Annotated in this window: 22 protein-coding genes and 2 pseudogenes; 5 read left to right on the forward strand and 19 right to left on the reverse strand. The window is 70.8% G+C overall.

Annotated features, from left to right (window positions below):
• The first annotated feature begins 176 nt into the window (after positions 1-176).
• Positions 177-1,088, forward strand: a complete 912-nt coding sequence (locus OG607_RS43970) for a YihY/virulence factor BrkB family protein (protein WP_405735987.1) — start codon at positions 177-179, stop codon at positions 1,086-1,088.
• Here OG607_RS43970 and OG607_RS43975 read toward each other — a convergent pair.
• The 3 genes from OG607_RS43975 to OG607_RS43985 form a co-directional block, all read right to left on the reverse strand.
• Positions 972-1,646 (reverse strand): hypothetical protein, encoded by a 675-nt coding sequence (locus OG607_RS43975; protein WP_405735991.1) that lies wholly within the window; start codon positions 1,644-1,646, stop codon positions 972-974. The genes OG607_RS43970 and OG607_RS43975 overlap by 117 nt on opposite strands.
• Before the next feature lie 299 nt (positions 1,647-1,945).
• Entirely contained in the window at positions 1,946-2,842 is an 897-nt protein-coding gene (locus tag OG607_RS43980; RefSeq protein ID WP_405735994.1) for a hypothetical protein, read from the reverse strand.
• The gene (locus tag OG607_RS43985; protein WP_405735997.1) at positions 2,839-3,831 is read right to left on the reverse strand and encodes an SPFH domain-containing protein; all 993 of its coding nucleotides are present in this window, start codon (positions 3,829-3,831) and stop codon (positions 2,839-2,841) included. Before OG607_RS43985 ends, OG607_RS43980 begins: the two co-directional genes overlap by 4 nt.
• Before the next feature lie 220 nt (positions 3,832-4,051).
• Here OG607_RS43985 and OG607_RS43990 point away from each other — a divergent pair, with 220 nt between their 5' ends.
• Positions 4,052-4,981, forward strand: a complete 930-nt coding sequence (locus OG607_RS43990; protein WP_405736000.1) for an NADP-dependent oxidoreductase — start codon at positions 4,052-4,054, stop codon at positions 4,979-4,981.
• 87 nt (positions 4,982-5,068) lie between these two features.
• Positions 5,069-5,371, forward strand: a complete 303-nt coding sequence (locus OG607_RS43995; protein WP_405736003.1) for an antibiotic biosynthesis monooxygenase — start codon at positions 5,069-5,071, stop codon at positions 5,369-5,371.
• Between the two features lie 35 nt (positions 5,372-5,406).
• On the opposite strand, the pseudogene OG607_RS44000 reads toward OG607_RS43995, so the two are convergent.
• The 3 genes and pseudogenes from OG607_RS44000 to OG607_RS44010 all read right to left on the reverse strand — a co-directional run.
• Positions 5,407-5,547, reverse strand: a pseudogene (locus OG607_RS44000) (IS5/IS1182 family transposase); the annotation flags it as partial.
• Positions 5,548-5,730 (reverse strand): annotated as a pseudogene (locus OG607_RS44005) (transposase); the annotation flags it as partial.
• 24 nt (positions 5,731-5,754) lie between these two features.
• Complete coding sequence (locus OG607_RS44010; RefSeq protein ID WP_405736006.1) at positions 5,755-6,357, reverse strand: TetR/AcrR family transcriptional regulator; 603 nt, start codon at positions 6,355-6,357, stop codon at positions 5,755-5,757.
• Between the two features lie 131 nt (positions 6,358-6,488).
• Here OG607_RS44010 and OG607_RS44015 point away from each other — a divergent pair, with 131 nt between their 5' ends.
• Positions 6,489-7,013, forward strand: coding sequence for a cysteine hydrolase (locus tag OG607_RS44015; protein WP_405736008.1), 525 nt, complete (start codon positions 6,489-6,491; stop codon positions 7,011-7,013).
• A 72-nt stretch (positions 7,014-7,085) separates the two neighbouring features.
• Here OG607_RS44015 and OG607_RS44020 read toward each other — a convergent pair whose 3' ends face one another.
• From OG607_RS44020 to OG607_RS44065, 10 genes are all read right to left on the reverse strand, one after another.
• Positions 7,086-8,084, reverse strand: a complete 999-nt coding sequence (locus tag OG607_RS44020) for a sugar phosphate isomerase/epimerase family protein (protein ID WP_405736010.1) — start codon at positions 8,082-8,084, stop codon at positions 7,086-7,088.
• 29 nt (positions 8,085-8,113) lie between these two features.
• Complete coding sequence (locus OG607_RS44025) at positions 8,114-9,310, reverse strand: Gfo/Idh/MocA family protein (protein ID WP_405736013.1); 1,197 nt, start codon at positions 9,308-9,310, stop codon at positions 8,114-8,116.
• Between the two features lie 17 nt (positions 9,311-9,327).
• Positions 9,328-11,205, reverse strand: a complete 1,878-nt coding sequence (iolD, locus tag OG607_RS44030) for a 3D-(3,5/4)-trihydroxycyclohexane-1,2-dione acylhydrolase (decyclizing) (RefSeq protein ID WP_405736016.1) — start codon at positions 11,203-11,205, stop codon at positions 9,328-9,330.
• Positions 11,202-12,086: a 5-deoxy-glucuronate isomerase gene (gene iolB, locus OG607_RS44035; RefSeq protein ID WP_405736019.1), complete on the reverse strand. Its 885-nt coding sequence runs from the start codon at positions 12,084-12,086 to the stop codon at positions 11,202-11,204. The genes iolD and iolB overlap by 4 nt, the downstream gene beginning before the upstream one ends.
• Positions 12,083-12,955: an aldolase gene (locus tag OG607_RS44040; RefSeq protein WP_405736022.1), complete on the reverse strand. Its 873-nt coding sequence runs from the start codon at positions 12,953-12,955 to the stop codon at positions 12,083-12,085. The genes iolB and OG607_RS44040 overlap by 4 nt, the downstream gene beginning before the upstream one ends.
• 4 nt (positions 12,956-12,959) lie before the next feature.
• Entirely contained in the window at positions 12,960-13,913 is a 954-nt protein-coding gene (gene iolC / locus OG607_RS44045; protein ID WP_405736024.1) for a 5-dehydro-2-deoxygluconokinase, read from the reverse strand.
• A 79-nt stretch (positions 13,914-13,992) separates the two neighbouring features.
• Positions 13,993-14,784, reverse strand: coding sequence for an ATP-binding cassette domain-containing protein (locus OG607_RS44050; protein WP_405736027.1), 792 nt, complete (start codon positions 14,782-14,784; stop codon positions 13,993-13,995).
• Positions 14,785-14,786: 2 nt separating this feature from the next.
• Positions 14,787-15,851, reverse strand: a complete 1,065-nt coding sequence (locus OG607_RS44055) for an ABC transporter permease (protein WP_405736030.1) — start codon at positions 15,849-15,851, stop codon at positions 14,787-14,789.
• Positions 15,852-15,947: 96 nt separating this feature from the next.
• Entirely contained in the window at positions 15,948-17,033 is a 1,086-nt protein-coding gene (locus OG607_RS44060) for a sugar ABC transporter substrate-binding protein (RefSeq protein ID WP_405736033.1), read from the reverse strand.
• Positions 17,034-17,396: 363 nt separating this feature from the next.
• Positions 17,397-18,389 (reverse strand): LacI family DNA-binding transcriptional regulator, encoded by a 993-nt coding sequence (locus OG607_RS44065; protein ID WP_405737462.1) that lies wholly within the window; start codon positions 18,387-18,389, stop codon positions 17,397-17,399.
• A gap of 305 nt (positions 18,390-18,694) precedes the next feature.
• Here OG607_RS44065 and OG607_RS44070 point away from each other — a divergent pair, with 305 nt between their 5' ends.
• Entirely contained in the window at positions 18,695-19,552 is an 858-nt protein-coding gene (locus OG607_RS44070; protein WP_405736036.1) for a sugar phosphate isomerase/epimerase family protein, read from the forward strand.
• 28 nt (positions 19,553-19,580) lie between these two features.
• On the opposite strand, the gene OG607_RS44075 is transcribed toward OG607_RS44070, so the two are convergent.
• From OG607_RS44075 to OG607_RS44085, 3 genes are all read right to left on the reverse strand, one after another.
• The gene (locus OG607_RS44075) at positions 19,581-20,618 is read right to left on the reverse strand and encodes a LacI family DNA-binding transcriptional regulator (RefSeq protein ID WP_405736039.1); all 1,038 of its coding nucleotides are present in this window, start codon (positions 20,616-20,618) and stop codon (positions 19,581-19,583) included.
• Positions 20,619-20,697: 79 nt separating this feature from the next.
• Positions 20,698-22,413 carry an acyltransferase gene (locus OG607_RS44080; RefSeq protein ID WP_405736042.1) on the reverse strand — a complete coding sequence of 572 codons (1,716 nt, stop codon included), beginning with the start codon at positions 22,411-22,413 and terminating at the stop codon, positions 20,698-20,700.
• Between the two features lie 97 nt (positions 22,414-22,510).
• Entirely contained in the window at positions 22,511-22,975 is a 465-nt protein-coding gene (locus OG607_RS44085; RefSeq protein WP_405736045.1) for a hypothetical protein, read from the reverse strand.
• Between the last annotated feature and the right edge of the window lie 105 nt (positions 22,976-23,080).

The raw sequence follows: 23,080 nt of genomic DNA on the forward strand, positions 1-23,080 counted from the left end.
GCCTCACTCAAATACGTGCGACATCGGCGTCCGGTTCACCACGGGGGGTACTTGATCGGCAGCCGCGGTCGCCTTCTGGGGGGCGATCGCCGCCCCACTCGCCCGGGGTGCTGAAATACCAGGAGTGAGATGGGCATTCCGGGCGACCGGACGCCAGGACAGGAGAACACCGGACCGTGGCACGGCGCACGATCGTCCATCCCGAACAGGGCGCTGCCCTCCCGCAGAACGCACCGGCCGCCGTGGCGTCCTGGGCCCGGTGGCGGGCCGCGCTGCGCCGGACCCCGGTGGTGATGTGGCGCGACGACGTCTCGGACTGGGCCGCGGCGCTGACGTACTACGCGGTCCTGGCGCTGCTGCCGGCGCTGCTCATGACCGTGTCCCTCGTCAGTGTCTTCAGCGCCCCCACCACCGCCGCGCTGATCGCCCACGTCACGGCCTGGGCACCCGCGTCCTCCGGCGTCACGCTGCGCGGGGCGCTGGGCGATCTGGCCGGTGAGCGCTCCGCCGCCCTGACGATGGCCGCCGTCGGCGGGCTGAGCGCCCTGTGGTCGGCGTCCAGCTACCTGGCGGTCTTCCGGCGGGCCCTGCACGCCCTGCACGGGGTCGAGGACCGCAGGCCGGCGTGGCGCACGGCGCCCCGGATCGTGCTGACCGCCGTCGTTCTGCTGGTTCTGCTGGTCGCCAGCGCCCTGGGCCTGGTCATCAGCGGTCCGGTGGCCGACGGCCTGGGCCGCCGGCTCGGACTGGGCGGGGCGGGGGAGACGATGTGGGGCTTCCTGAAGTGGCCGACCCTGCTGTGTCTCGTGGCGTTCCTGGTCCTCGTGCTGTTCCGGACCGGCCCGCCGGTGGCACGCACGCTGCGCCGCAGCCTGCCCGGAGGGATCCTCGCCGCCCTCCTGTGGCTCGCCGCGTCCGTGGGTTTCACCACGTACGCCAACCTGGCGGGCGCCTACAGCCGGCTCTACGGCTCACTGGCCGGCATCGTCGTCTTCCTCGTCTGGCTCTGGCTGTCCAACCTGTCCCTTCTCGCCGGCGCGCAGTTCGCGGTCGAGCTGGGAGCCGTGCCCGACGACGCCAACGCCTAGTGGGCTGCCGGGCAGGCCGAGCAGCTCGTCCAGGGGCAGACCCGCCGCCCACGCGGTGAGCCGGCGGCGGCCGATGAGGTGCGTCCCGTCGTGCCGGTGGGCCCGGCGCTGGTCACCGGGGGAGAACTCGCCGCGGGAGACCAGCAACCGCGCCACGCCGCCGGGCGGGTCGTCCGGGACGGGAGCGTCCAGGTCCGTGGCGCCCTCACCGGGCAGCCGGAAGGCCACGTCGATACGGATCCGGGTGCCCGGATGGCAGCCGGCCAGGCGCGGCCGGTCCCCGCAGGGGACGTTGCGTATCCGCCAGCCGTCGCGTCGCAGGACGGTGCGCACGGCGGCGTACAACTGCCCGTCCTGAAGGGCCAGCAGCTCGTCCCCGCTCCAGATCCCGCCGTGCCGGCGGCTGGCCGCACGGCCCCAGCGCACCAGCGGCACGGCGAGCGCGCACACGACGGCCAGTGCCGGTAAGAGCCCCGCGAACCGGAACCGCGCGTACAGCCAGCCGCACAGCAGGACCGGCGCTGCCACGACCCCGCACAGGACCAGGAAGCCCGGCACCACCTCCCGGGCGGTCGGCCCGTACCCACCCGCGCGCCGGACCCGCGCATCCCCTGCCGGTCTCCGCCCGCGGTCCGCCGATCCCCGGACCGCGTGGCGGCTGTGTAACCGGCTGCGTAACCCCATCGACCCCATCGCCCCCGCTCCGCCGCCCCACGGATCCCTGACGCCCTTACCGATACCCCGGGGGAAGGGCTCTTGCGCCTTCCCAGGGGGTCCGGGCCGTCCGGTGATGGTGTACGCCGCGCCGCGAGCCGGTGGCGCGCGCCTGTTCAGGTCTGTCGCGGTCGCGGTCGCGGTCAGGCCAGCAGCCGCAGCCGGGTCGAGGCGACCCCGATACGGACGACCTGGCCCCAGGCCAGCTCCAGGGCGTCGCTCTCAATGCCGTCCCCGAAGGCGACCAGGCGGTCGGACTCGACGGTGAGCGAGAGCTGCCGTCCCCGGTCCAGGATGCCCTGGACCTGCTCGGTGCCGGTGGTGGGCGAAGGCCAGGCCTCGCGGACGAACCAGGCCAGCTCCGGGCTCGCCGGCGCGGGCAGCGGCAGCGCACTGGCACGCTCCAGCCACGCGGACCGGCACCAGCCGGTGGCCCCGGTGCCGGTGCCCACCAGCACCCCCGAACTGGCCTGGGCCTCCGGCGCCCGGCCGGCCTCCAGCCGGTAGCGGGCCGTCTGGTGGCCGGGCTGGCCGAGATAGATCTCGTTCAGCGCCAGCAGCCGCTGGGTGTCGTCGGCGACGGCCTCCACCATGGTCCGCGGGTCCAGCCGCCCCTCCACGCCCGCCGAGGTCGTGGCGCGCAGCAGTTTCGCGGTGTCCCCGGCGCGGTGCCGGACCAGGACACCGGGATTGCGGCCCGGCTCGGCGTCGATGCCCACGACCGGCTGCCCCTGAAGGTACTTGGCGGTGTTGGCGACCAGCCCGTCCTGCCCGACGACCACCACCACGTCCTCGGGCGCGAACAGAAAGCGGGCCAGGTCACCGCGCTCCACCCGCGCATGCCGCCAGTCGGCCGGGACCGCTCCCGCGACCCGGGCCACGGCGGCCTCGGTGATCCGGTGCCGCTGTTCCACCTCCGCGATCTCCAGACCACGGCTGCGCAGGAAGAACTCCGCCTGCCCTCGCGTACCATGACGGTCAATCAGCTCCCGGTACTCGGTGCGCCGGTGGACCAGGACGGCGCGCGGGGCCAGGCTCACCGCGCCAGCCTGCCCAGCAGATCCGTGATCAGGTCGGGGGTGAGCGTGAGATGTTCCACCTGGGGCAGGTTGCCGGCCAGCGCCATCAGCGCGAGCGCGTGCAGCACCGCCGGATCCACCTGCTGGTGGGCGGCCAGCCGGTCCGCCTCGGCGGCGGCGTTCGCGGCGCCGAGCGTGCGTACGGCCTCGGCCTCGGCGGTGGCCAGGGTGGTACGGCGACTCGCCTCGGACTCGGTCCGCACGGCGGCCGCGGTGGCCTGCTCCTCCGCCTCCCGGCGCGCGTTGGTGCCCTGCTGGGTGACCAACTGCTCCTCGCGCCGCGCGAGTTCGATCCTGCTGTCCAGCTCGTTCTCCGAGATCGCCCTCTCCCGCTCGACGGCCACCGCGCGCCGCTCGTACGTCGCCCGGTCCGCCTCCTGCTGGATCTGCTCACGTGCCGGAGTGCGCAGCGCCCGCTCCACCTCCGGCTCGGGCCGCAGCGCCACCACCCGTACGGCGATGACCTCGAGCCCGGTCTCCGTCAGCCGCGGCTCCGCCGCCAGCGCCTCGGCGATCCGCCCCCGCACCGCCGCCACACCGTCGGTCAGCGCATCGGCGAGGCTGGTGCGGGCGAGCAGTTGCAGGGCGTGCTGCTGGGAGTTCTCGGTGAGCAGCGTCCCGATCTGCTCCAGCGGCGCCGCCCGCCAGACCCCGCTGTCGGGGTCGATGCCGAAGTCCAGCCGCGTCGCCGCGGCCGCCGGGTCGGTGATCCGGAAGGTGACCGTGGCCTGCACGGTGACGTCCTGGAAGTCGGCGGTCCGGGCGTGGAAGAGCATCGCCAGCTCCCGGTCGTCGACCGGCACTTCCGAGATCGCCGCGACGAGCGGCCGGAACCAGAAGGCCAGCCCTGCCCCGTCGTGGACCACTTGTCCGCGTCTGAGGTGGCGGATGTGCGAGGTTGGTGCCGCGCGCAGGTGTCGCAGCCCGAACCGCTTGCTGATGTCGGCCATGACGGCCCCCTTATCGTCAGTAAGACGATAGTGGAGGCTGCTGGTTATCGTCAAGATGACAATATCGACATTCCGGCGCCCTGGTGGGAGGGGTGGTGGATTCTAGGGCGTGGACGACGGCGGGTACGGATCTTTCGGCTTTTGGTCGTGTGCGCCGGTTCCCGGTAGTGGGCGGTGGTGGACAGAAGGCAATGTGGGGTCCATGGGTGGAGCGTTGACAATGCGTGCGGTGGGTCAGGAAGTCGTCGGAGGCCCCGAAGTCCTGAAGGTGGTGGAGATCGACCGGCCCGAGCCGGGTTACAGCCAGTTGCTGGTCCGGGTCCACGCGGCGGGGCTGAACCCGGCCGACTGCAAGCACCGGGCGCTGCGGCTGCTGGGCGATGCGCCGCACACCCTGGGCTGGGACGTCTCCGGCGTGGTGGACGCGGTCGGCCGGGGCGTGACGCTGTTCAGGCCCGGGGACGAGGTGTTCGGGATGCTGCCGTATCCGTACGGAGTGGGCTCCCACGCGGAGTACGTGACCGGGCCGACCCGTGCCTTCGCCCTCAAGCCGCCCTCACTGGACCACGTCCAGGCCGCGGCCCTGCCACTGGCGGCGCTGACGGCCTGGCAGGCACTGGCCGACACCGCCGACATCCGTCCGGGCCAGCGGGTCCTGATCCACGCCGCGGCCGGGGGCGTCGGTCATCTCGCCGTGCAGATCGCCAAGGCGCGGGGCGCGTACGTGGTGGGTACGGCCAGTGCCGCGAAGCACGACTTCCTGAGGTCGCTGGGCGCCGACGAGGTCATCGACTACCGCACCACCGACTTCACCGAGGCGGTCGGCGGCATCGACGTCGTCCTCGACACCCTCGGCGGCGACAACTGCCGTCGCTCGCTGGGGGTTCTGCGCCGTGGCGGGGTGGTGGTGTCGGTGCTGTCGCTGGGTCAGCCCGACCTGACCGAGGCGGCCTGGCGGCGTGGAGTGCGGGTGGAGCGCATGCTCGTGGAGCACGACCACGGCGGCATGAAGGCCATCGCGGACCTGGCCCGCACCGGCCGGCTGCGGGCCGCGATCGCCGGTGCCTTCTCCCTGGAGGACGCCGCGAGGGCGCACGAGCTGGGTGATTCCCGCCGTACGACCGGCAAGCTGGTCCTGGTCATGCGCTGACCTAGGGCCCTCAGCGGGCGGACCAGAGGAAGGCTGTGAGAGCACGCGGCATGAAGGTGACGCCGCGTCTGCTTGTGTGCCACCCTGATGGCCGTGATCATCAGGGTGAGTGAGGCACGCGTGCGTCCTGAACGCTTCCAGGCGTTCCACGACATGATCGTCTCCGCGGTGCGCGAGTTTCCCGGCCGCTACCCAGGGCTGGTGGACCACGAGGTACTGCTCGCGCCACCTGACTCACTGCTGTATGTCAGTCGCTGGCGCAGTGAGGAGGACTTGGCCGGCTACGCCGGCGAGCACTGGCGTGACCAGCCCGTGGTTCTGCCAGGCGAGGACGAGTACCTCGTTGCACCACTTCAGGTGCGGCACTTCACGCTCGCATCTCTGAGCTGACTCCAGCCGCGGCCAGCGCCTCTGACAGCGAATGATCACGACTTGAGCCAGAGGCGGATCGAGGTCACGGTGACGATGCCGTGAAAGACGTAGGTGCGCGTGTCGTAGCGAGTGGCCACCGCTCTTGCGTGCTTGAGCTGGTTGATGGTCCGCTCGACTTCGTTGCGTCGCTTGTACTTCCAGCTGCCGAACCGCTCCGGTAAGCCCCGCCATGGGACGCCGGTGCGGACCCGGTACTGGATCCCGTTGACCACCATGCGGTGGTCGTTTCAACGCCCGCCTCGGCAGCCGGACTTCGGCAGATGCGGTGCCGGCCGTGTCCACTCGGCATTCGTCGGATCGCCCCGCCCCGCGAGCAGGACAATGATCCAGGAGTCAGGTGATCAGCATGATCCGCCGGACAGGCCCTGGTCCCGCGGTGCGGCCCGCAACCCGTCGAGGAGGATCGCCAGGGCGCGCCCCGGGTCCGCGCCCTTGTTCGCGGGATGGCGCAGGGCGAGCAGTACGCCGCCCAGGACGACCATGAGGTCGGCGATGTCGATGTCGCCTCGGACCGTACCGGCGGCCTGGGCGCGAGCGAGAAGGCGGCTGACCTCGCGGCGGAGTTCGGCCGATGTCGCGGCGACCGTGGTGCGGACCTCGATGCCGGCGCCGGCCAGGGCGTCGACGAGGTCGGATTTTGCGGCGGCGTCGGCGACGATGCGGTGGAGGATCTCGAACAGGGCCGCCCCGGGGTCATCGGCGCTGCCCAGGGCCCGCGCCTGGTCGACAAGGGCCCGCAGGCGCTCGTGGACGACGGCCTCGAAGAGCGCCTCTTTGGTGGGGAAGTGGCGGTAGAGGGTTCCCGCACCCACCCCGGCCCGGCGTGCGATGTCATCCAGCGAGACGGACAGTCCCTCGGCTGCGAACGCCTGCCTCGCGACGTGCAGGAGCCGGTCCCGGTTGCGGCGGGCGTCGGCGCGCAGGGGCCGGTTCTCCGCCTCCATGCGGGTCTCCCTTCTCGGCCCCGCTCTAACCGGGGCGCTCTCTCCGATTATGCTAGCGTAAGCCGTAAGCGGGGCGGTGTCTCCGGTTGTTTCCTCTGGCTTCCTCTGACTTCATTGGTGAAGGAGATCTGATGACCCTGCCCGGTCAAGAGACAAAAACGCGGACGGCTTTCGTCGCGCTGGACTTCGCGACCTACATCGTCGAGAACTTCAGCCACGACGCCGCTGTCGCGGAGCATGCGTCGAAGGCGCTGGCGTCGGCACGCGGTGCGGGACTGCCCGTGTTCCATGTCCTCCACGAGGCGATGCTCGGTCAGATCCACCCGCTGCTGGCGCCCGTCGGGGACGAGCCGGTGCTGGGCAAGACCACGCTCAGCGCGTTCGCCACTACAAACCTGCACGAGTTGCTGCAGGCGTCCGGCGTCGGCCGGATCGTCATAGCCGGTGTGGCGACCTCCGGGACGGTGCTGTCCACCGCCCGGTGGGCGTACGACATCGGCTACGACGTCGCCGTCTGCGCCGACGCCTGCGCGGACCCCGACGCGCAAGCGCATGCCGCGCTGGTGGAGGAGTCCGTCTTCCCGCAGAGCTGGCTGGGGCTCTGGCGCATCGCCCGCATCGTGCAGTCGGCCGACATCGCCGACCTCCGCCCCTGAGTAGGCGGCCGGTCCCGGGCCGGGTCGCCGGCTAGCAGGCGACTCAAGCCGGGACCGGCCGGACCTATCCGGTCAGAGGTCGGCTGCGGCGCTGTGCAGGTTCTTGGCGGCCAGGGCCAGGCCTTCGGTCTGGGAGTAGGCGGCGTCCTCGTGCTCGATGTTCACGGCCATGTCCGAGTCGATCTCGGCGAGGGCGCGCAGGAACTCGGTCCAGTAGGCGACGTCGTGTCCGATGCCGACGGCGACGAACTTCCAGGCCGGGTTCTCGGGCCAGGCGTTGCACCAGAACCCGTAGCCGGTGGGCACCTTGCCGGGCGCGTCGGCGGGCACGCGGGTGAACGAGGTGTCCAGCACGCCGCGGATGTCGGCGCCGGGGCAGAGCATCGCGTCCTTCGCGGCGGCGTGGAACACCAGCGGGCCAAGCCACTTGATGGAGGCGACGATGTCCATGCCCTGCCACATCAGGTGGGAGGGGTCCATCTCCGCGCCGACGTTGGTCGCGCCGGTCTCGTCGACGAGCCGCTTGAGGGTGACCGGGGAGAACACCACGTTGTGCGGGTGCATCTCGATGGCGACCCGGACGTCGTTCTCCCGGGCCAGCGCGTCGATCTCCTTCCAGAACTCGACGGCCACGCCCCACTGGTAGTCCAGGACGTCCATGTAGACGCCGTCCCACGGGTTGACCACCCACGAGGGGTACTTCGCGTCGGGGTCCGAGCCCGGGGTGCCGGACATGGTCACGACGTGCCTTACGCCGAGCAGCCCCGCGAGCCGGATGGTGCGGCGCAGGTCGTCGGCGTGCTTCGGCCCGACGCCGGGGAGCGGGTTGAGCGGGTTGCCGTTGCAGTTGAGCCCGGTCAGCTCCATCCCGCGGTCGGCGAAGGCGGCCAGGTACTCCTCGCGGGCGGTCGCGGAGGACAGCAGGAGGTCGACCGGGCAGTGGGGGGAGGGGATGAAGCCGCCCGTGTTGACCTCGACGGAGGTCAGGCCGTTGGCCTTGAGGATGTCGAGGGCCTCGGCGAGGGGGCGGTCGTGCAGGCAGGCGGTGTAGGCGCCGAGCTTGAGGGCCATGGGGGTGCTCCTTGGATGTGTGGGGGAGGTCAGGCGACGGGCGGAACCGCGACGGCGGCGCCGCCGTTGCGGGAGGAGTCGACGACGGCCCGGATGATCTCCATGGTCCGCAGCGCGTCGGCGAAGGTGGCGCAGGCCGGCAGCGGCTCGGCGACGCCCGCGACCTGGTCGAGGAAGGCGCGGGCCTGGTAGGTGAAGTTGTCGGCGTTGTTGGCGCCCACGCCCGCCGCCTCCATCGGGACCCCGCCCGCGAAGTACGGCAGCTGCGGGCCGGCGATGATCTGCCGGGCGCCACGCGTACGGGCCTCGGGCTGGGCGTCGTCCAAGAGGTACTCGGCGGGCCGGTGCTGGTCGAACGCGGCCCGGCCGCCCACGCCCAGGACGTCGAAGGCGAGCCCGTTGGGCAGGCCGAAGCCGGTGCGGGTCACCGAGAAGGTGCCCACGAGCCCGGACTCGAAGCGGGCGGTGAAGGACGCGGTGTCCTCGTTCTCCACCTCGCCGAACTCGTCGGAGACCGGGGCGGCGTTGTGCCCGACGACCGCGCCGAGCGGCAGCGGCCGCTTGGGGATCTGCGTCGAGAGGAAGGCGCCGGAGACGGACACGATGGGACCGGCGACGTACTCGGCGGCGTCGATGATGTGCGAGCCGACGTCCCCGAGCGCACCGGAACCGGCACCGCCCTTGAACCGCCAGCTCAGCGGCCCGTTCGGGTCGGTCGCGTAGTCGCACCAGTACCGGCCGCTGAACAGCGTGAGGTCGCCCAGCTCGCCGTGCCGCACGTGGTCACGGATCCCGGCGATGCCGGGGGAGCGCCGGAAGGTGTACCCGACGGCGGTCACGACGTCGGCGGAGCGCTCCAACTCGGCCATGGCGCGGGCGTCTTCCAGCGAGCCGGCCAGCGGCTTCTCGCACAGCACATGCTTGCCCGCGGCGACCAGCGCCTCCGCGATCGGGCGGTGCAGCGCGTTGCCGACGACGATGCTGACGGCGTCGATCGTCGGGTCCTCGACGACGGCCTCCCAGCTCGGAAGCGCCTTGTCGTACCCGTAGCGGCGGGCGGCGTCCTCGGCCAGCTCGACATTGGCATCGGCTATCGCGGCCAGGCGGACCGGTGGCAGGCCGGCACCGAAGACCGTGTTGACGTTGCGGTAGCCCGCCGCATGGCTGCGGCCGGCCATGCCGGCCCCGATCACCGCGACGGAAAGGGGCTTGCCGGATGTGGTCATGGGTGTGTCCTTACAGGTCAGAGGTAGTGACGTTGGGCGAGCTTGTGGGAGGCGTACGCCTCGTACGCGGCGCGGGTGGAGTCCAGGGCCGAGGTCTGGCTGACCGGCACGTCCCACCAGCCGTGCCCGGGCGGGTTCGGCCCGTACAGGTCGGTCTCGACGTGCACGACGGTCGTGCGGGAGGCGGCCTTGGCCTTCTCCATCGCCGTACGGAACTCCTCGACGGAGGTGGCGTGCAGGACGTCGGCGCCGAGGGAGGAGGCGTTGGCGGCGAGGTCGACGGGCAGGACGTCGCCGTCCAGGAGTCCCGAATCGCCGTTGCGGAAGCGGTAGTTGGTGCCGAATCGCTGGGAGCCGAGGGCTTCGGACAGGGCACCGATGGAGGCGAAGCCGTGGTTCTGGACGAGGACGACGATGACCTTCAGGCCCTCGGAGACCATGGTCGCGATCTCCTGAGCCATCATCAGGTAGGAGCCGTCGCCGACGAGGACGACGACCTCGCGCGACGGGTCGGCCATCTTGGCGCCGAGGCCGGCGGCGACCTCGTAGCCCATGCAGGAGTACGCGTACTCCACGTGGTACGCCTTCGGGTCTCGTGCCCGCCACAGCTGCTGCAGGTCGCCGGGCATGGAACCGGCGGCGTTGATGACGACGGCGCGGTCGTCGAGGACGTCGTTGAGCGCGCCGAGGATCTCCGTCTGGGCGGGCAGGGGGCCGTGGCCTCGGTTGAAGCACTCCTCCTCGATCTCCCGTGTGCGGGTGATGAGTTGGCGTGTCCGTTCCCGGTACTCCTGGTCAACCTCCCAGTCGCCGAGCGCCTTCGCGAGGGCCTCGATGCCGAGGCGGGCGTCCGCGACCAGGGGTTCGGCCGAGTGCTTGACGGCGTCCAGGCGGGCCACGTTGAGGTTGACGAAGACGACGTCCGGGTTGCCGAAGACGGTGTGGCTGGCGGTGGTGAAGTCGCTGTAACGGGTGCCGATGCCCAGGACGACGTCGGCCTCCCTGGCCAGCTCGTTCGCCGCGTACGACCCAGTCGAGCCGATGCCCCCGACCGAGCACGGGTGGTCCCACGGCACCGCGCCCTTGCCGGCGTGGGTGTCGGCGACCGGGATGCCGGTGGCCTCGGCGAAGGCCCGCAGTTGGGTCTCGGCGCCTGAGTAGACGGTCCCGCCACCGGCCACGATCAGCGGCTTGCGCGCGCTCCGCAGCGGTCGCGCGGCCCGCTCGACCGCCGCCGGTTCCGGGACCGGGCGGCCGATGTGCCAGACCCGCCGCCGGAAGAATGACACCGGCCAGTCGAAGGCCTCCGCCTGCACGTCCTGCGGCAGAGAGAGCGTGACGGCGCCGGTCTCGGCCGGGTCGGTGAGCACCCGCATTGCGGCCAGCGCGGCCGGGATCAGCTGCTCGGGGCGGGAGACGCGGTCGAAGTACTTGGACACGGCCCGGAAGGCGTCGTTGACGGTGACGTCCCCGCCTCTGGCGTCCTCCAGTTGCTGGAGCACCGGGTCGGCGGCCCGGGTGGCGAACATGTCGCTGGGCAGCAGCAGCACGGGGATCCGGTTGGTCGTCGCCAGCGCCGCGCCGGTGATCATGTTCGTGGAGCCGGGGCCGGTCGACGCCGAGCAGGCGAAGGTCGCCAGCCGGTCGCGCATCTTCGCGTACGCCACCGAGGCGTGCACCATGCCCTGCTCGTTGCGAGCCAGGTAGTAGGGCAGATCGGCTTCCCGGGTGACGGCGGCCTGGAGGAGGGCCTGTCCGATGCCGGCCACGTTGCCGTGCCCGAAGATCCCCCAGACACCCGGGATCAGCCGCTGTTCCTGCTCGTCGCGCTCGCTGTACTGGTTCGCCAGGAAGCGCACCAGGGCCTGGGCCGTGGTGAGTCGGATCGTGGTCATCGTCCGGCCTCCTCGCCGCCGAAGGGGAGCCGGGGGTCGGGGTACTCGGACGCCCAGGTCGTACGCACCCAGCCGTGGGCGGGGTCGTCGCAGATCAGCCAGGCGCGGTCCTGGCCGGGGCCCGCCATGGCGTTGAGGTAGTAGAGGTCGTAGCCGGGCGCGGCGATCGACGGGCCGTGCCAGCCGTGCGGGATCAGCACGGTGTCGCCGGAGCGGACCTCGGCGAGTACGTCGATGGGCCGGTCCTCGGTGCCGTACACCCGCTGGTAGGCGAAGCCGCCCTCGCCCGCGACCTCGAACCAGTAGATCTCCTCCAGCTCCGACTCCGTCCCGGGCCGCGCCTCGTCGTGCTTGTGGGGCGGGTACGAGGACCAGTTGCCGCCGGGCGTGAGCACCTCGCAGACGAGCAGCTGCTCGGCCTCGAAGGTGCCGGGCAGGCAGTAGTTGTTGACCTGGCGGGAGCAGTTCCCGGCCCCGCGCAGCTCCACGGGCACGTCCTCTTGCCGTCCGTACCGGGCGGGGAGGCTGCCCCGTCCGGTACGGGCGGAGGGCAGCGCGAACCGTCCCCCGGCCGCGCTGCTGATGACGGCCTCCGACTCGCGGGGGAGGTACGCGAAGTCGGTGACCGAGGCGAACACGCCGCTGCGGCCGTCGAGTTCGAAGGTCTGCCCGTCTGCCGTGGTGACCGTGCAGCCGCCGTTCAGGGGGAGCACCAGGAACTCGGAGTCTCCGGTGGACAGCGCGTGCGCCTGGCCCGGCTTCAGGGTCAGGATCCTGAGGCCGGAGTGATCCCAGCCCGCCGACTCGGGCGTGACCAGGAGGTCGTACGGGCCGTCGGTCGAAGTCCCCTTCGGGAGGTGGTACTTGCTTGTGTCGGTCACAGCAGGCTCACCGCCCGGTCCACGGCGCCGGCCACGTCGCCGTCCGAGGGGTAGAGGAGGGATCGGCCGACGACCAGGCCTTGCGCGGTGGGCTGCTTGAGGGCCTTGCCCCAGGAGGTGAAGGCCGCGGCCGGGTCGGTGACCTCGCCGCCCAGCAGCAGCGCGGGCAGGGTGGAGGAGGCGAGTACGCGCTCCATGTCGTCGACGACCGGCAGCTTCAGCCAGGTGTAGGCGGTACGGCGGCCCAGCCCGGACCCGATGGTGATCGACTTGATGACGGCGTCGGTGGAGAGGTCGTTGCGGATCCTGCCGTCCTGCCAGCGGGAGATGAACGGCTCGACCATCGCGATGAGCCGGCGGTCGTTGAGTTCGTCGACGGCGCGGGCGGTGTTCTCCAGGACGGACGGGGTCGCCGGGTCGTCGAGGGCGATGCGGGTGAGCATCTTGCCGCCGTCGAAGCCCATGGCGGCTATGGTCTGGGCGTCGTAGCCGGTGAAGCGGTCGTCGATCTCGAAGACCGAGCCCGCGAGGCCGCCGCGGTTCATCGAGCCGAAGACGCTCTTGCCGTCGAGGACGCCGAGCAGCAGCAGGTCCTCCAGGATGTCGGCGGTGGCCAGCACGCCGGTCACGCCCGGCCGCTCGATGGCGACGCACAGCCGGTCGAGCAGTCTGGAGCGGTCGGCCATGGCGCCGGGGTCGCCGCCGACGGCGTTGGCGCCGCGCGCGGGATGGTCGGCGGCGATGATCATGGCCTTGCCGTGCTCGCCGAGCGGCGAGGTGGCCTTGATACGCCGGGCGGCCGCCGCGTCGATGGCACCGGGGTCGTTGACCCGGGCGTCCACGATCCGGCTCACGTTGTCGGACAGCATGTCGTCAGATCTCTCTTTCGGAGGTGCGCAGCTTCGCCGCGACCTCGGCCTCGGTGGGCATGGCGTCGGAGCAGGCCAGACGGCCCGCGACGATGGCGCCGGCGGCGTTGGCGAAGGCCACCGCGCGATGGGTGACCCAGCCGGAGAGCAGGCCGTGGCAGAGGGCGCCCCCGAAGGCGTCACCGGCGCCCAGGCCGTTGACGACGTCCACCGGGACAGGCGGTACCTCGACGGCTGTGCCGTCCCGGTCCATCGCCAGGACACCCCTGGGTCCCTGTTTGACCACCGCCAGCTCCACCCCGGCGGCCAGCAGCGCCTTCGCGGCGGCGTACGGCTCGCGCTCGCCGGTGGCGACCTCGCACTCGTCGAGGTTGCCGACGGCCACGGTGGTGTGGCGCAAAGCCTCGGCGTAGTACGCCCGCGCCTCCTCCGGGGCCGTCCAGAACATCGGCCGCCAGTCGAGGTCGAAGACCGTCGTACCGGCCTTCGCCCGGTGCGCGAGGGCGGCCAGGGTGGCCGAACGGCTCGGCTCCTCGCTCAGCCCGGTGCCCGTGATCCAGAAGATCCGGGCGTCGCGCACCGCGCCCAGGTCAAGCTCCTCAGGACGTATGTCCAGGTCAGGGGCCTTCGGAAGCCGGTAGAAGTACAGCGGGAAGTCGTCCGGCGGGAAGATCTCGCAGAAGGTCACCGGAGTCGGCGCGATGCCCGACGTACCGACGAACCGGGTGTCGACGCCGTAGCCGTCCAGCGCCGCCCGCACGAAGTCCCCGAACGGGTCCCGGCCCGTCTTGGTCACGACAGCCGCGGAGCGCCCGTACCGGGCGGCGGCCACGGCCACGTTGGTCGGGCTGCCGCCCAGGTACTTGCCGAACGAGGTGACCTCGGCCAGTCCCACCCCCGTCTGGAGCGGATACACATCCACTCCGACGCGACCCATGGTCAGCACTTCGAACGACATCGATGGTTATCCTTTCAATGAATTTAGAGCGCTTTAAGTCCTGCCAGCAAGAGGACGGCACAGGACGATCGACGCGGGATCAGGCCTCGGCCTGCAACTGTGCGAGCTCGGCCTCGAGGTCGGCCATGGCTTCGCCGCCGGCCATGAGGTCGGTGATCTCCTCGCGGGTGCGCTCGCCCTTGCGGAAGTCGTCGGCCTTCTGGCCGCGGATGAGGACGGCGAAGTGGTCGCCGACCATCATGGCGTGCCGGACGTTGTGGGTGACCAGAATGACGGCGACGCCCTTGGCCCGGGCCTGCATGATGATCCGCAGGACGTGGGCGGCCTCCTTGACGCCGAGGGCCGCGGTGGGCTCGTCGAGGATGAGGACGTTGGCGCCGAAGTACACGGCGCGCGCGATGGCCAGGGCCTGGCGCTCGCCGCCGGACAGGCTGCCCACGAGACGGCCGCCGTCGGTGACGCGGGTGATGCCGAGGGACTGCATCTCGCGTACGGCGATGTCGCCCGCCAGCTTCTTGTCGAACAGCTTGAACGGGCCCCAGCCCTTTGTGGGTTCGGCGCCGACGAAGAAGCAGCGGCCGACGCCCATCAGCGGGAAGGTGCCGCCGAACTGGTGGACGGTGGCGACGCCGCGGGCGCTGGCGTCACGGGGGCTGTCGAAGACGACGGGTTCGCCGTTGACCTCGATGGTGCCGTTGGTCGGCTTGTGGAACCCGGAGAGGATCTTGATGAGGGTCGACTTGCCGGCGCCGTTGTCGCCGAGCAGGCACAGCACCTTCCCGGCGTCCACCTCAAGGGAGATGTCCTGCAGCGCGTGGGTGCCGACGAAGGACTTGCTGACGCCGGTCAGGCGCAGAAGGGGTGCGGTCATGGTCAGGCCTTCTTCGCGGTACGAGGCTTGTAGGACAGGGCGAGGCGGCGGAAGGTGTTGTTCATCAGGACCGCCGCGAGGATGAGGACGCCGAGGATCAGGGCGGCCCAGTCGGAGTTCCAGCCGGTGAAGTAGATGCCCTGGTTGACGATGGCGAAGGTCAGGGTTCCCAGCACGATGCCGACGACGGAGCCGTAGCCGCCGGTGAGCAGCACCCCGCCGATGACCACGGCGATGATGGAGTTGAAGACGAAGGACTGGCCGTTGGCGACCTGTGCACCGTTGTAGAGGACGGTCTGGATCACGCCGACCAGGGCGGCGCAGAACCCGCTGGCCATGTACAGCGAGATCTTCACCTTGGCGACCGGGATGCCGTTGGCGCGGGCGCTCTCCGTGTCGCCGCCGATGGCGAAGATCCAGTTGCCGTACTTCATCATCTGCAGCAGCACCGTGACCACGACCGCCACCCCGATCCACCAGAAGATCGCGACTTCGAACTGCCCGGCGATCAGCTGGCCGAAGACCGACTTCGACAGAGGGTCCGGCTTGAGGGCGACGCTGGTGGTGCCGGTCGTGACGCGCGACAGGCCGAGGGTGAGACCGGACAGACCGAACAGGGTGGCGAGGGTGACGACCAGGGAGGGGACGTTGCTCCTGGTGACGATGATCCCGTTGAGAAGACCGGTCAGGAGCCCGAGCGCGAGTGCGAGCACGATGCCGACGATCATCGGGGCGCCCCAGTGCCCGGACACGATGGCCAGTGTCATCGAGCTTGCCGCCAGCACCGAGCCGACGGACACGTCGAGTTCGCCGGCGATCATCAGCAGCCCGACGGGGATGGCGATGATGCCGAGCTCGGCACCGATGTTCAGCCAGCTCGAAGCCCCTGCCGCGGCGAGGAACTTCTCACCGCCGAAGATCGCGAAGAAGACGAAGACGCTCAGCGTTCCGATGAGCGCGCCGGCCTCGGGACGGTGCCACAGCTGACCCAGGCGGCTCTCGGACTGCTTCGGTGGGCTGACGGGCGCCTCCGCGCCGGCCGTCGTCTTCGGGAGTGAGGTTGTCATCGGTCTGGTACCACCTTTGTGAATCTGGGATGTGCTGGCGCGGGGTGCGCCAGGCGGGGGTGCCGGGCCGGGCCGGGCTCGGCACCCCCGCGCGGATCAGCGGACGCCGGCCTTCGTGCCCGCGATCGCCGCGGCGACGTTGTCGGCGGTGACCAGGAGCGGGCCGGTCAGGAGCGGGTTCTGCGGCGGGAGCACGCCGTAGGACAGGTACTGGTTGGCTATCGACACCGCGTAGAAGCCCTGCAGGTAGGGCTGCTGGTCGATGGCGAACAGCTGTTTGCCCGCCTTGATCCGGCTGAGCTGGCTGTCCGAGAGGTCGAAGGTGCCCAGCTTGACCTTGTCACCGACGTTGGCCTGGTCGATCGCGGCGGCGGCGCTGTCCGCGTCCTGGACGCCGATGGTCACCAGGGCGTCGATGGTGTCGTCCTTCAGCAGCGCACCCTTGATCGCCTGCGTGACGGCGGACGGGTTGCCGAAGTTGGAGGAGGGCAGGGGCAGTTGCTTGGACTTGGCGCCCTTGGTCTTGGCGCCGTCGGCGATGCCGTCGCAACGGGCCTCCGAGTTGGCCGCGCCGGGCACGGTGTTGACACACAGGATGTTCTTCGCGCCCTCTTCGGCGAACTTGACGCCGCCGGCCTTGCCCGCCTCGTAGTCGTCCGACCCGATGTACTTCATGCTGCCGGTCTTCGTGGCCGCTTCGACCCCGCCCGCGTTGTAGATGAAGACCGGGACGCCCTTCTTTACGGCCTGCTTGATCGCGTCGTCCTGGTTCTCGGGGACCCAGTCCGGGACGACGATCGCCGACGGGTTCTGCGACAGCGCCGTGAGCGTCAGCTTCGCGGCGTCCGGGCCGAGGTTGTCGTAGGTCTTCGGGCCCAGGAAGGTCACCGAGCCGCCGGCGCCCTTCACCAGCTTCGCCGCCTCCTCGCCACCCCGCTTGACCGCGGACCAGAACGGGTCGTCGGGCTTGCCGCCGATGACGTAGATGGAGTTCTTGCCGTTGCTGCTCGCGGCGGAGGTCGATCCGCTCGTGCTCGCCGTTGCCTGTGACGTGTCGCCCGTGGGACTGCCGCTGCTGCACCCGGCCAGCGCGGTGGCGGCCGCGGCCAGCAGGCTCACCACAGTCAGGGCTCTTCGGGCAGGACGACGGCCGAGCGGCGACCGGGTCTGAGTGCGTTCCATGTGCTGGGTTTCTCCTTTGTGTGACGCCAGGCGCGGGTGGGGAGCGAGGGGAGGAGCGCCTGGAGTTGCGGTGCTGGTGCTGGACGTGCGGGGCCCGATCGGGGCGCCGGGCACGGACGAGCCGTGAAGAAGGTGTACGAGGTGTACGGCGGCCAGGTGGCCGGTGCTCTCACGCTCGGCACATCGGCGTGAGCGGTGTCGGCGACCACCTGCCGTACGTCCGGTCGGACTGCCTGGCAAGCCGACGACGTGACGCCGGGCCTATTACTTCGGTGACTTCTTAAATCGCTTTAAGTGGTGCGCAGAGCATCCTTCTGTTTCGGGAACGTGTCAAGGGCCTCTTCCCGGATGAAAGCTTTCTCTTCAGCGAACCTCTGCTGTGCTTCCCCGCACGATCAGGGAGGGCGCGAGAACGATCTCGCGTGACCCGGCGCGACCGTGGTCGAGGCGCTCCACGGCGGCGGTCACGGCCTGCCGGGCCTGCTCCTCGGCGTTCTGGCTGACGGTCGTCAGGTCGAAGCAGGCCAGCCGGGACAGCGCGTGGTCGTCGTAGCCGGCGACGGACACCGCTCCGGGGACGTCGACCCCGGCACGCCCGAAGGCGGCGAGGAGACCGATGGCGCTCTGGTCGTTGAACGCCACGACGGCGGTAGGCAGGCCGCCGCCGTCCAGGAACCGCCGGGCGGCCTGCTCGCCACCCGTCTCGGTGCCGTCCCCGTGGAGGATCCTGAGATGCTCCGCGAGCCCGTGGCGACGCATGGCATTGCGGTAGCCGCGGCGCCGGTCGGTGGCGATGTCGCCCCTGCTGCCGTCGACGTAGGCGATGGACCGGTGGCCGAGTTCCACCAGGTGCTCGACCGTCTGGCCGACTCCGTCGTCGTCGGCGGTGCGCACGACATCGAGGTCGGCGTCGGCGATCCGTCGGCCGACGGCGATGACGGGCGCGTTCCGGTCGAGCTCGGCGAGGACGGAGGCGTGGGCCAGCGGGCCGAGCAGGATCAGCGCCTCGCAGCGGAAGGCGAGCAGCGTCTCGACGGCCGTGGCCTCGTCACGGGTGCGGGTCTGGGTGCTCAGGACGAGGTCGTAGCCGACCTCCTCGGCGGCGGTGTGCAGATGCTCGACGAGCTCGGCGTGGAAAGGGCTGTGGATGTCGACCATGACTCCGAGCAGCCTGCTGCGTCGGCTGGCGAGCAGGCTCGCGGTGCGATCCGCCCGGTAGCCGAGCTCGTCGGCCGCCTTCAGGACCCGCTGCCGGGTGCGCTCGCTGGGACCCGGCACGCCGCGCAGCACCAGCGAGACCGACGCCGACGACAGGCCCACATGCGCGGCGACGTCCTCCAGTCGGGGGCGCGGGATCGTGCCGTTGCCGCCGGTGGTGGGGGTGGGAGCGGGGGTGGGGGAGTTCGTCTCGTCCACATGAACTCCCGTCGATTTGCGGCAACACCCTTGACATATGTCCGTGACGGCGCTGATAGTACCAGCGTTTAAAGCGTTTTAAGTGGTGCCGCGTACCCGCTGTCCACGGCGCCTGTACGCCGGAGAGGAATCGCAATGAGCGCAAGGCCGATCGGGGCGGCGGTGATCGGAGTCGGCATGGCCGGCCGCGCCCACCTCAACGGATACCGGTGACCGCGCCTACTGACTCCAAGGAGCACTCACTCATGAAGATCGCACTCGACCCGTACATGATCCGGAACGTTCCGCTGCTCGAACTACCAGCCGTGGTCGCGGAGTTGGGCTACGAGTGGATCGAGCTCTCGCCCCGGGAGGACTTCATCCCCTTCTTCCGCCACCCACGGGTCGACGACGCCACGGTCCGCAGGTTCCGCAAGGCCCTGGACGCGGCCGGCGTCGGCATCTCCTCCCTCCTGCCCCTCTTCCGCTGGTCGGGGCCGGACGAGGACGACCGGCAGGCCGCCGTCCGCTACTGGAAGCGCTCCATCCAGATCTGCGCCGACCTCGGCGTGGACAGCATGATCTCCGAGTTCAACGGCCGCCCCGAGGAGGCCGGACGCAGCGAGGCCCAGTTCTGGCGTTCGATGGACGAGCTGCTGCCCCTCTTCGAACGCGAGGGCATCAAGCTCGCCCTGGAACCGCACCCGGACGACTTCATCGAGAACGGCTTCGACGCGGTCAACCTGATCCGCGGCATCAACCACCCCAACGTCACCTTCCTGTACTGCGCCCCGCACACCTTCCACATCGGCGACGACGCCCCGGGCATCGTCAAGTACGCCGGAGACCTGCTCAGCCACGTCCACCTGGCCGACGCCTTCGACCACACCGCCTCCTCCGGCAACCGCTACATCCTCAACCCGCCCGGCACCACCGCCCGCATCCACCAGCACCTCGACATCGGCCAGGGCGAGGTCGACTTCGGCGAACTCTTCCGGGAACTACAGGCGAACGCCTTCGACGGCACCCTCACCGCCTGCGTCTTCGCCTGGGAAGAACGGGCGAAGGAGTCCTCCGTCTTCATGCGCGACAAGATCAATGAGTATCTGGCCGCCTGGAAGTGACGAAGCCACCCCGGCGGAAACCCCTAGGTCATCGAGCCCTGGCCGTGGAGCCGCGCACCACCAGCCGCGGGGGCAGGACCACTTCGCGGGGTTCGGTGCGGGACTCGTCGAGTCGTTCGACGGCCGCGGTCACCGCGTGGCGGGCCTGTTCCTCGGCGCGCTGGCTGACGGTGGTCAGGTTGAAGCAGCTCAGGCGGGAGAGGGCGTCGTCGTCGTAGCCGGCCACGGACACCTCGCCGGGGACGGCGACGCCGGCGCCGACAAGGGCGGTGAGGACGCCGATGGCGGACTGGTCGTTGTAGGCGACGACGGCGGTGGGCAGGTCGCCGGAGCCGAGGAGGCGGCGGGCGGCTCGTTCGCCCGCGGCCTCGGTGTTGTCGCCGTGCAGGATCCGGACGTGGGCGTCCAGGCCGTGCCGGCGCATGGCGGTGCGGTAGCCGCGACGGCGATCGGTGGCGATCACGCCCTTGCCGCCGTCGACGTAGACGATCGAGCGGTGGCCGAGGCCCACCAGGTGGTCGACGATCTGGCCGACCCCGTCGTCGTCGGCGGTGCGCATGACGTCCAGGTCGGCGTCGGCGATCCGTCGGCCGACGACGATGACGGGGGCCTTGCGGTCGAGCGCGGCCAGCGTGGCGGCGGGGGCGGTCGGACCGAGGAGGATCAGGGCTTCACTGCGGAAGGCGAGCAGCGTCTCGACGGCCGTGGCCTCGTCGCGGGTGCGGGTCTGGGTGCTCAGGACGAGGTCGTACCCGACCTCCCCGGCGGCGGTGTGCAGGTGCTCGACCAGCTCGGCGTGGAAGGGGCTGTGGATGTCGATCATGACGCCCAGCAGTCTGCTGCGTCGGCTGGCAAGCAGGCTGGCGGCGCGGTCCACCCGGTATCCGAGCTCGTCGGCCGCCTTCAGGACCCGCTGCCGGGTGCGCTCGCTGGGGCCCGGCACGCCGCGCAGCACCAGCGAGACGGTTGCGGTGGACAGGCCGAGGCGGGAGGCCACGTCCTCCAGCCGGGGGCGGGGGGACGCGCCCGAACGTCCGCCGCGGGCGGTGGAGCCTGCTTCGTCCACTTTTCCTCCCGGCCCGGAAATCGCGTTGAGGTTACCAGGATTTAAAGAGTTTTAAAATTGAGATGAGCCGCGACACGGGTCACATGGTGCGGGCGGGCTCCGGGCGGTGGACGCCGCGCGGCCGGTAGCCGAGGGCGTCGGAGCGCCCGGTGAGGTCGGCGAGGAGCCAGATGACGGCCAGCCACATCTCGGTGCCCTGAAGCCCCGGTTCCCGGCCGGGGCCCGCGTCGCCGGCACCGAAGCCGAAGCCTTCGCCGTCCTGCCAGCGGGGCAGGACGGCGGCGAGCCGGCGCTCCGCCCAGGCCCGTACCTCGGCGGAGCGGTAGCCGCCGTCCCCGGTCCGCTGCGCCGTCTGCCGGGTGCAGAGCCACAAGGGGTGCGCGACGTCCAGCACATTGCAGGCGTTCTCCCGGCCCGCGCCGAAGTGGCGGAGATCGCGGGCGTGGTCCAGGACCGCGTCCACGACCCGCTCCGGGTGCGGGACCGGCAGCCCGAACTGGGCGAAGGAGCCCCGCGTCAGCCGGTAGTAGCCGTTGACCACTTGGAGCCGCCCGGCGTCGTGGGAGGGGCTGCCCCACATCCCGGTCCACGGGTCGGCCCGGGTCAGCAGCCAGCCGAACAGCGCCTCCAGCGCGCCGGGTTCAGCCCCCGGGCCGGTGCCGCAGCCCGCTGAAGCCTGCCCCAGGCCCAGGTTCCAGTGGGCCGCCGTGGCCCAGGCGTCGATCCAGGCTCCGCTCTGCCACGCGCCGTCCCGCCACGGCAGCCCTTCCAGCCGTGCGACGAGCTGCCCGGCGGTCATGTCCCGTACTCCGCGCACCTGGTGGGGGAAGGACCTGTCCAGCAGGTCGAGGGCATAGCCGACGGACAGTACGTGGTAGAGCCCGGAGCCTTCGCCGATGAAACCGTCGTCATCCATCTCAGGGGCGGGCTCACCGAATTCCGGGACCAGTCCGGTCCGCGGGTCCTGGGCCGAACCCAGCCGCTTGGCATGCTCGTCGGCGGCCAACTGCTCAGGCGCGGAGCCAAGCAGCAGGTCGGCGATCTCGACGGCGTCGCAGTGAGCCCGCACGGTCGGTGTCGCCCCGGGGCGGTCGACGTACCGATCGCCGTCCCAGCACCGGCCGATGATGTCAGCGGCCTGCGCACGGGCGATGTCGGCGAACCGGGCCAAGGCGTCACTGTCACCGCCGTGGCCCGTACGAGCCCCCGAGGACCGTCCGGCAGCTGTGTCCCGCCGGTCGCGGACGGGCCGGGCCGGGTTCCCCACGGCCACCGACCAGGCCGGCAGGTCCTTGGTCACGACCGCTCCCGCGCCGATCACACAGTGGTCGCCAATGGTCACACCGTCCACGACGACCACGTGCGAGCCGATCCACACATCGTCTCCCACGATGATCCCGGCGCTGGTGTGCGGCTGCCGGAAGACCGGCAGATCGGGGGCCATGGAATGGTTGAAACCGAGCAGCGATGTGTGCGCGCCGATCCTGACACCGTCCCCGAGGACGACGCTGCCGCGCACCGTGGTGAACGGGTTCAGCGTGCAGTCACTGCCGGTCCGCAGATCACCGGTGACGTAGGCATGCGCCGCGATGTACGAGTCGTCCCCGAGCCGCAGAAGGTCCGTGAACACCGCCGCCGAGTCGGCGACGTAGCACCGCTCCCCGATCTCCGCATCCCCGCCGAGCGCCCGTTGCCGCTCGCGCTGCGCCGCCCGCTGATCGTCGGACGCCTCGTCGGCGAACAGCCACGGGCAGTGATCGAAATGCCGGGCGAGTTGCTGCTGCGTGCTATCCATGACCCACGACATTAGAGCTGATTGCGTGCCACCGAGGTTTGAGCACCGTAGACCCTTCAGCCAGCAGAGGCCCACGGCGTGCCAGTTCCTTCGCCGATCAGTGTCTGGCCTGGCACTGCGCGTCCCAGGTCTGCTGTTGCCAGAACAGCACGAGGAAAAGCGCGAGGAGCAGGTCGTCCGACAGCGCCTCGCCATGCGGCCGCACACTAATGGGACGGCTCCCGCGTCGGTCGTAGAGGATCTCCAGCGGTCCGACGGCACACACACGGCTGCCGTGCCGGTCGTAGCTCAGTTCATACGGTCCGATGCGCAGCAGACGGCCGCCGAACCTGCTGTGTTCACAGCTCCACTGGCCGACAGCGAGCGGCAGGCTGGACCACCGGCGGTAGGTGATCTCGACGCCGCCCACGGCGCGCAAAGTCGAACTGAATCGCTGGTATTCGAGCGTCCAGGAACCCAGGGCGCGGGGTGTGCTGTCCATCCACTCCCGTCGGCCGTAGGTGATCTCCACGCCGCCGATTCCGCGCAAGAGTCCTTTGTCATACGTCAGCTCGATGTCCACGCCTCGACTCACCTCCGGGGAGGGCGCCACGATGACCGGGCCTGTTGGTACGGGGGCAGCCCGGGGCGTCGGAGCCTTCCGCCCAATGACTGAGCGCGAGTCGTC

The sequence above is a fragment of the Streptomyces sp. NBC_01537 genome, from assembly GCF_045040445.1.
Classification (GTDB): Bacteria; Actinomycetota; Actinomycetes; order Streptomycetales; family Streptomycetaceae; genus Actinacidiphila.

What these genes read in the sequence shown, in the direction of transcription:
- OG607_RS44015 (WP_405736008.1), top strand. Translation starts at nt 6,489, where the DNA reads ATGACCCTGCCCGGTCAAGAGACAAAAACGCGGACGGCTTTCGTCGCG.
- OG607_RS43990 (WP_405736000.1), top strand. Translation starts at nt 4,052, where the DNA reads ATGCGTGCGGTGGGTCAGGAAGTCGTCGGAGGCCCCGAAGTCCTGAAG.
- OG607_RS44040 (WP_405736022.1), bottom strand. Translation starts at nt 12,955, where the DNA reads ATGCTGTCCGACAACGTGAGCCGGATCGTGGACGCCCGGGTCAACGAC.
- OG607_RS43985 (WP_405735997.1), bottom strand. Translation starts at nt 3,831, where the DNA reads ATGGCCGACATCAGCAAGCGGTTCGGGCTGCGACACCTGCGCGCGGCA.
- iolC (WP_405736024.1), bottom strand. Translation starts at nt 13,913, where the DNA reads ATGTCGTTCGAAGTGCTGACCATGGGTCGCGTCGGAGTGGATGTGTAT.
- OG607_RS44010 (WP_405736006.1), bottom strand. Translation starts at nt 6,357, where the DNA reads ATGGAGGCGGAGAACCGGCCCCTGCGCGCCGACGCCCGCCGCAACCGG.
- OG607_RS44050 (WP_405736027.1), bottom strand. Translation starts at nt 14,784, where the DNA reads ATGACCGCACCCCTTCTGCGCCTGACCGGCGTCAGCAAGTCCTTCGTC.
- iolD (WP_405736016.1), bottom strand. Translation starts at nt 11,205, where the DNA reads ATGACCACGATCCGACTCACCACGGCCCAGGCCCTGGTGCGCTTCCTG.
- OG607_RS44060 (WP_405736033.1), bottom strand. Translation starts at nt 17,033, where the DNA reads ATGGAACGCACTCAGACCCGGTCGCCGCTCGGCCGTCGTCCTGCCCGA.
- OG607_RS44080 (WP_405736042.1), bottom strand. Translation starts at nt 22,413, where the DNA reads ATGGATAGCACGCAGCAGCAACTCGCCCGGCATTTCGATCACTGCCCG.
- OG607_RS44025 (WP_405736013.1), bottom strand. Translation starts at nt 9,310, where the DNA reads ATGACCACATCCGGCAAGCCCCTTTCCGTCGCGGTGATCGGGGCCGGC.
- OG607_RS44070 (WP_405736036.1), top strand. Translation starts at nt 18,695, where the DNA reads ATGAAGATCGCACTCGACCCGTACATGATCCGGAACGTTCCGCTGCTC.
- OG607_RS43995 (WP_405736003.1), top strand. Translation starts at nt 5,069, where the DNA reads ATGGCCGTGATCATCAGGGTGAGTGAGGCACGCGTGCGTCCTGAACGC.
- OG607_RS44055 (WP_405736030.1), bottom strand. Translation starts at nt 15,851, where the DNA reads ATGACAACCTCACTCCCGAAGACGACGGCCGGCGCGGAGGCGCCCGTC.
- OG607_RS44020 (WP_405736010.1), bottom strand. Translation starts at nt 8,084, where the DNA reads ATGGCCCTCAAGCTCGGCGCCTACACCGCCTGCCTGCACGACCGCCCC.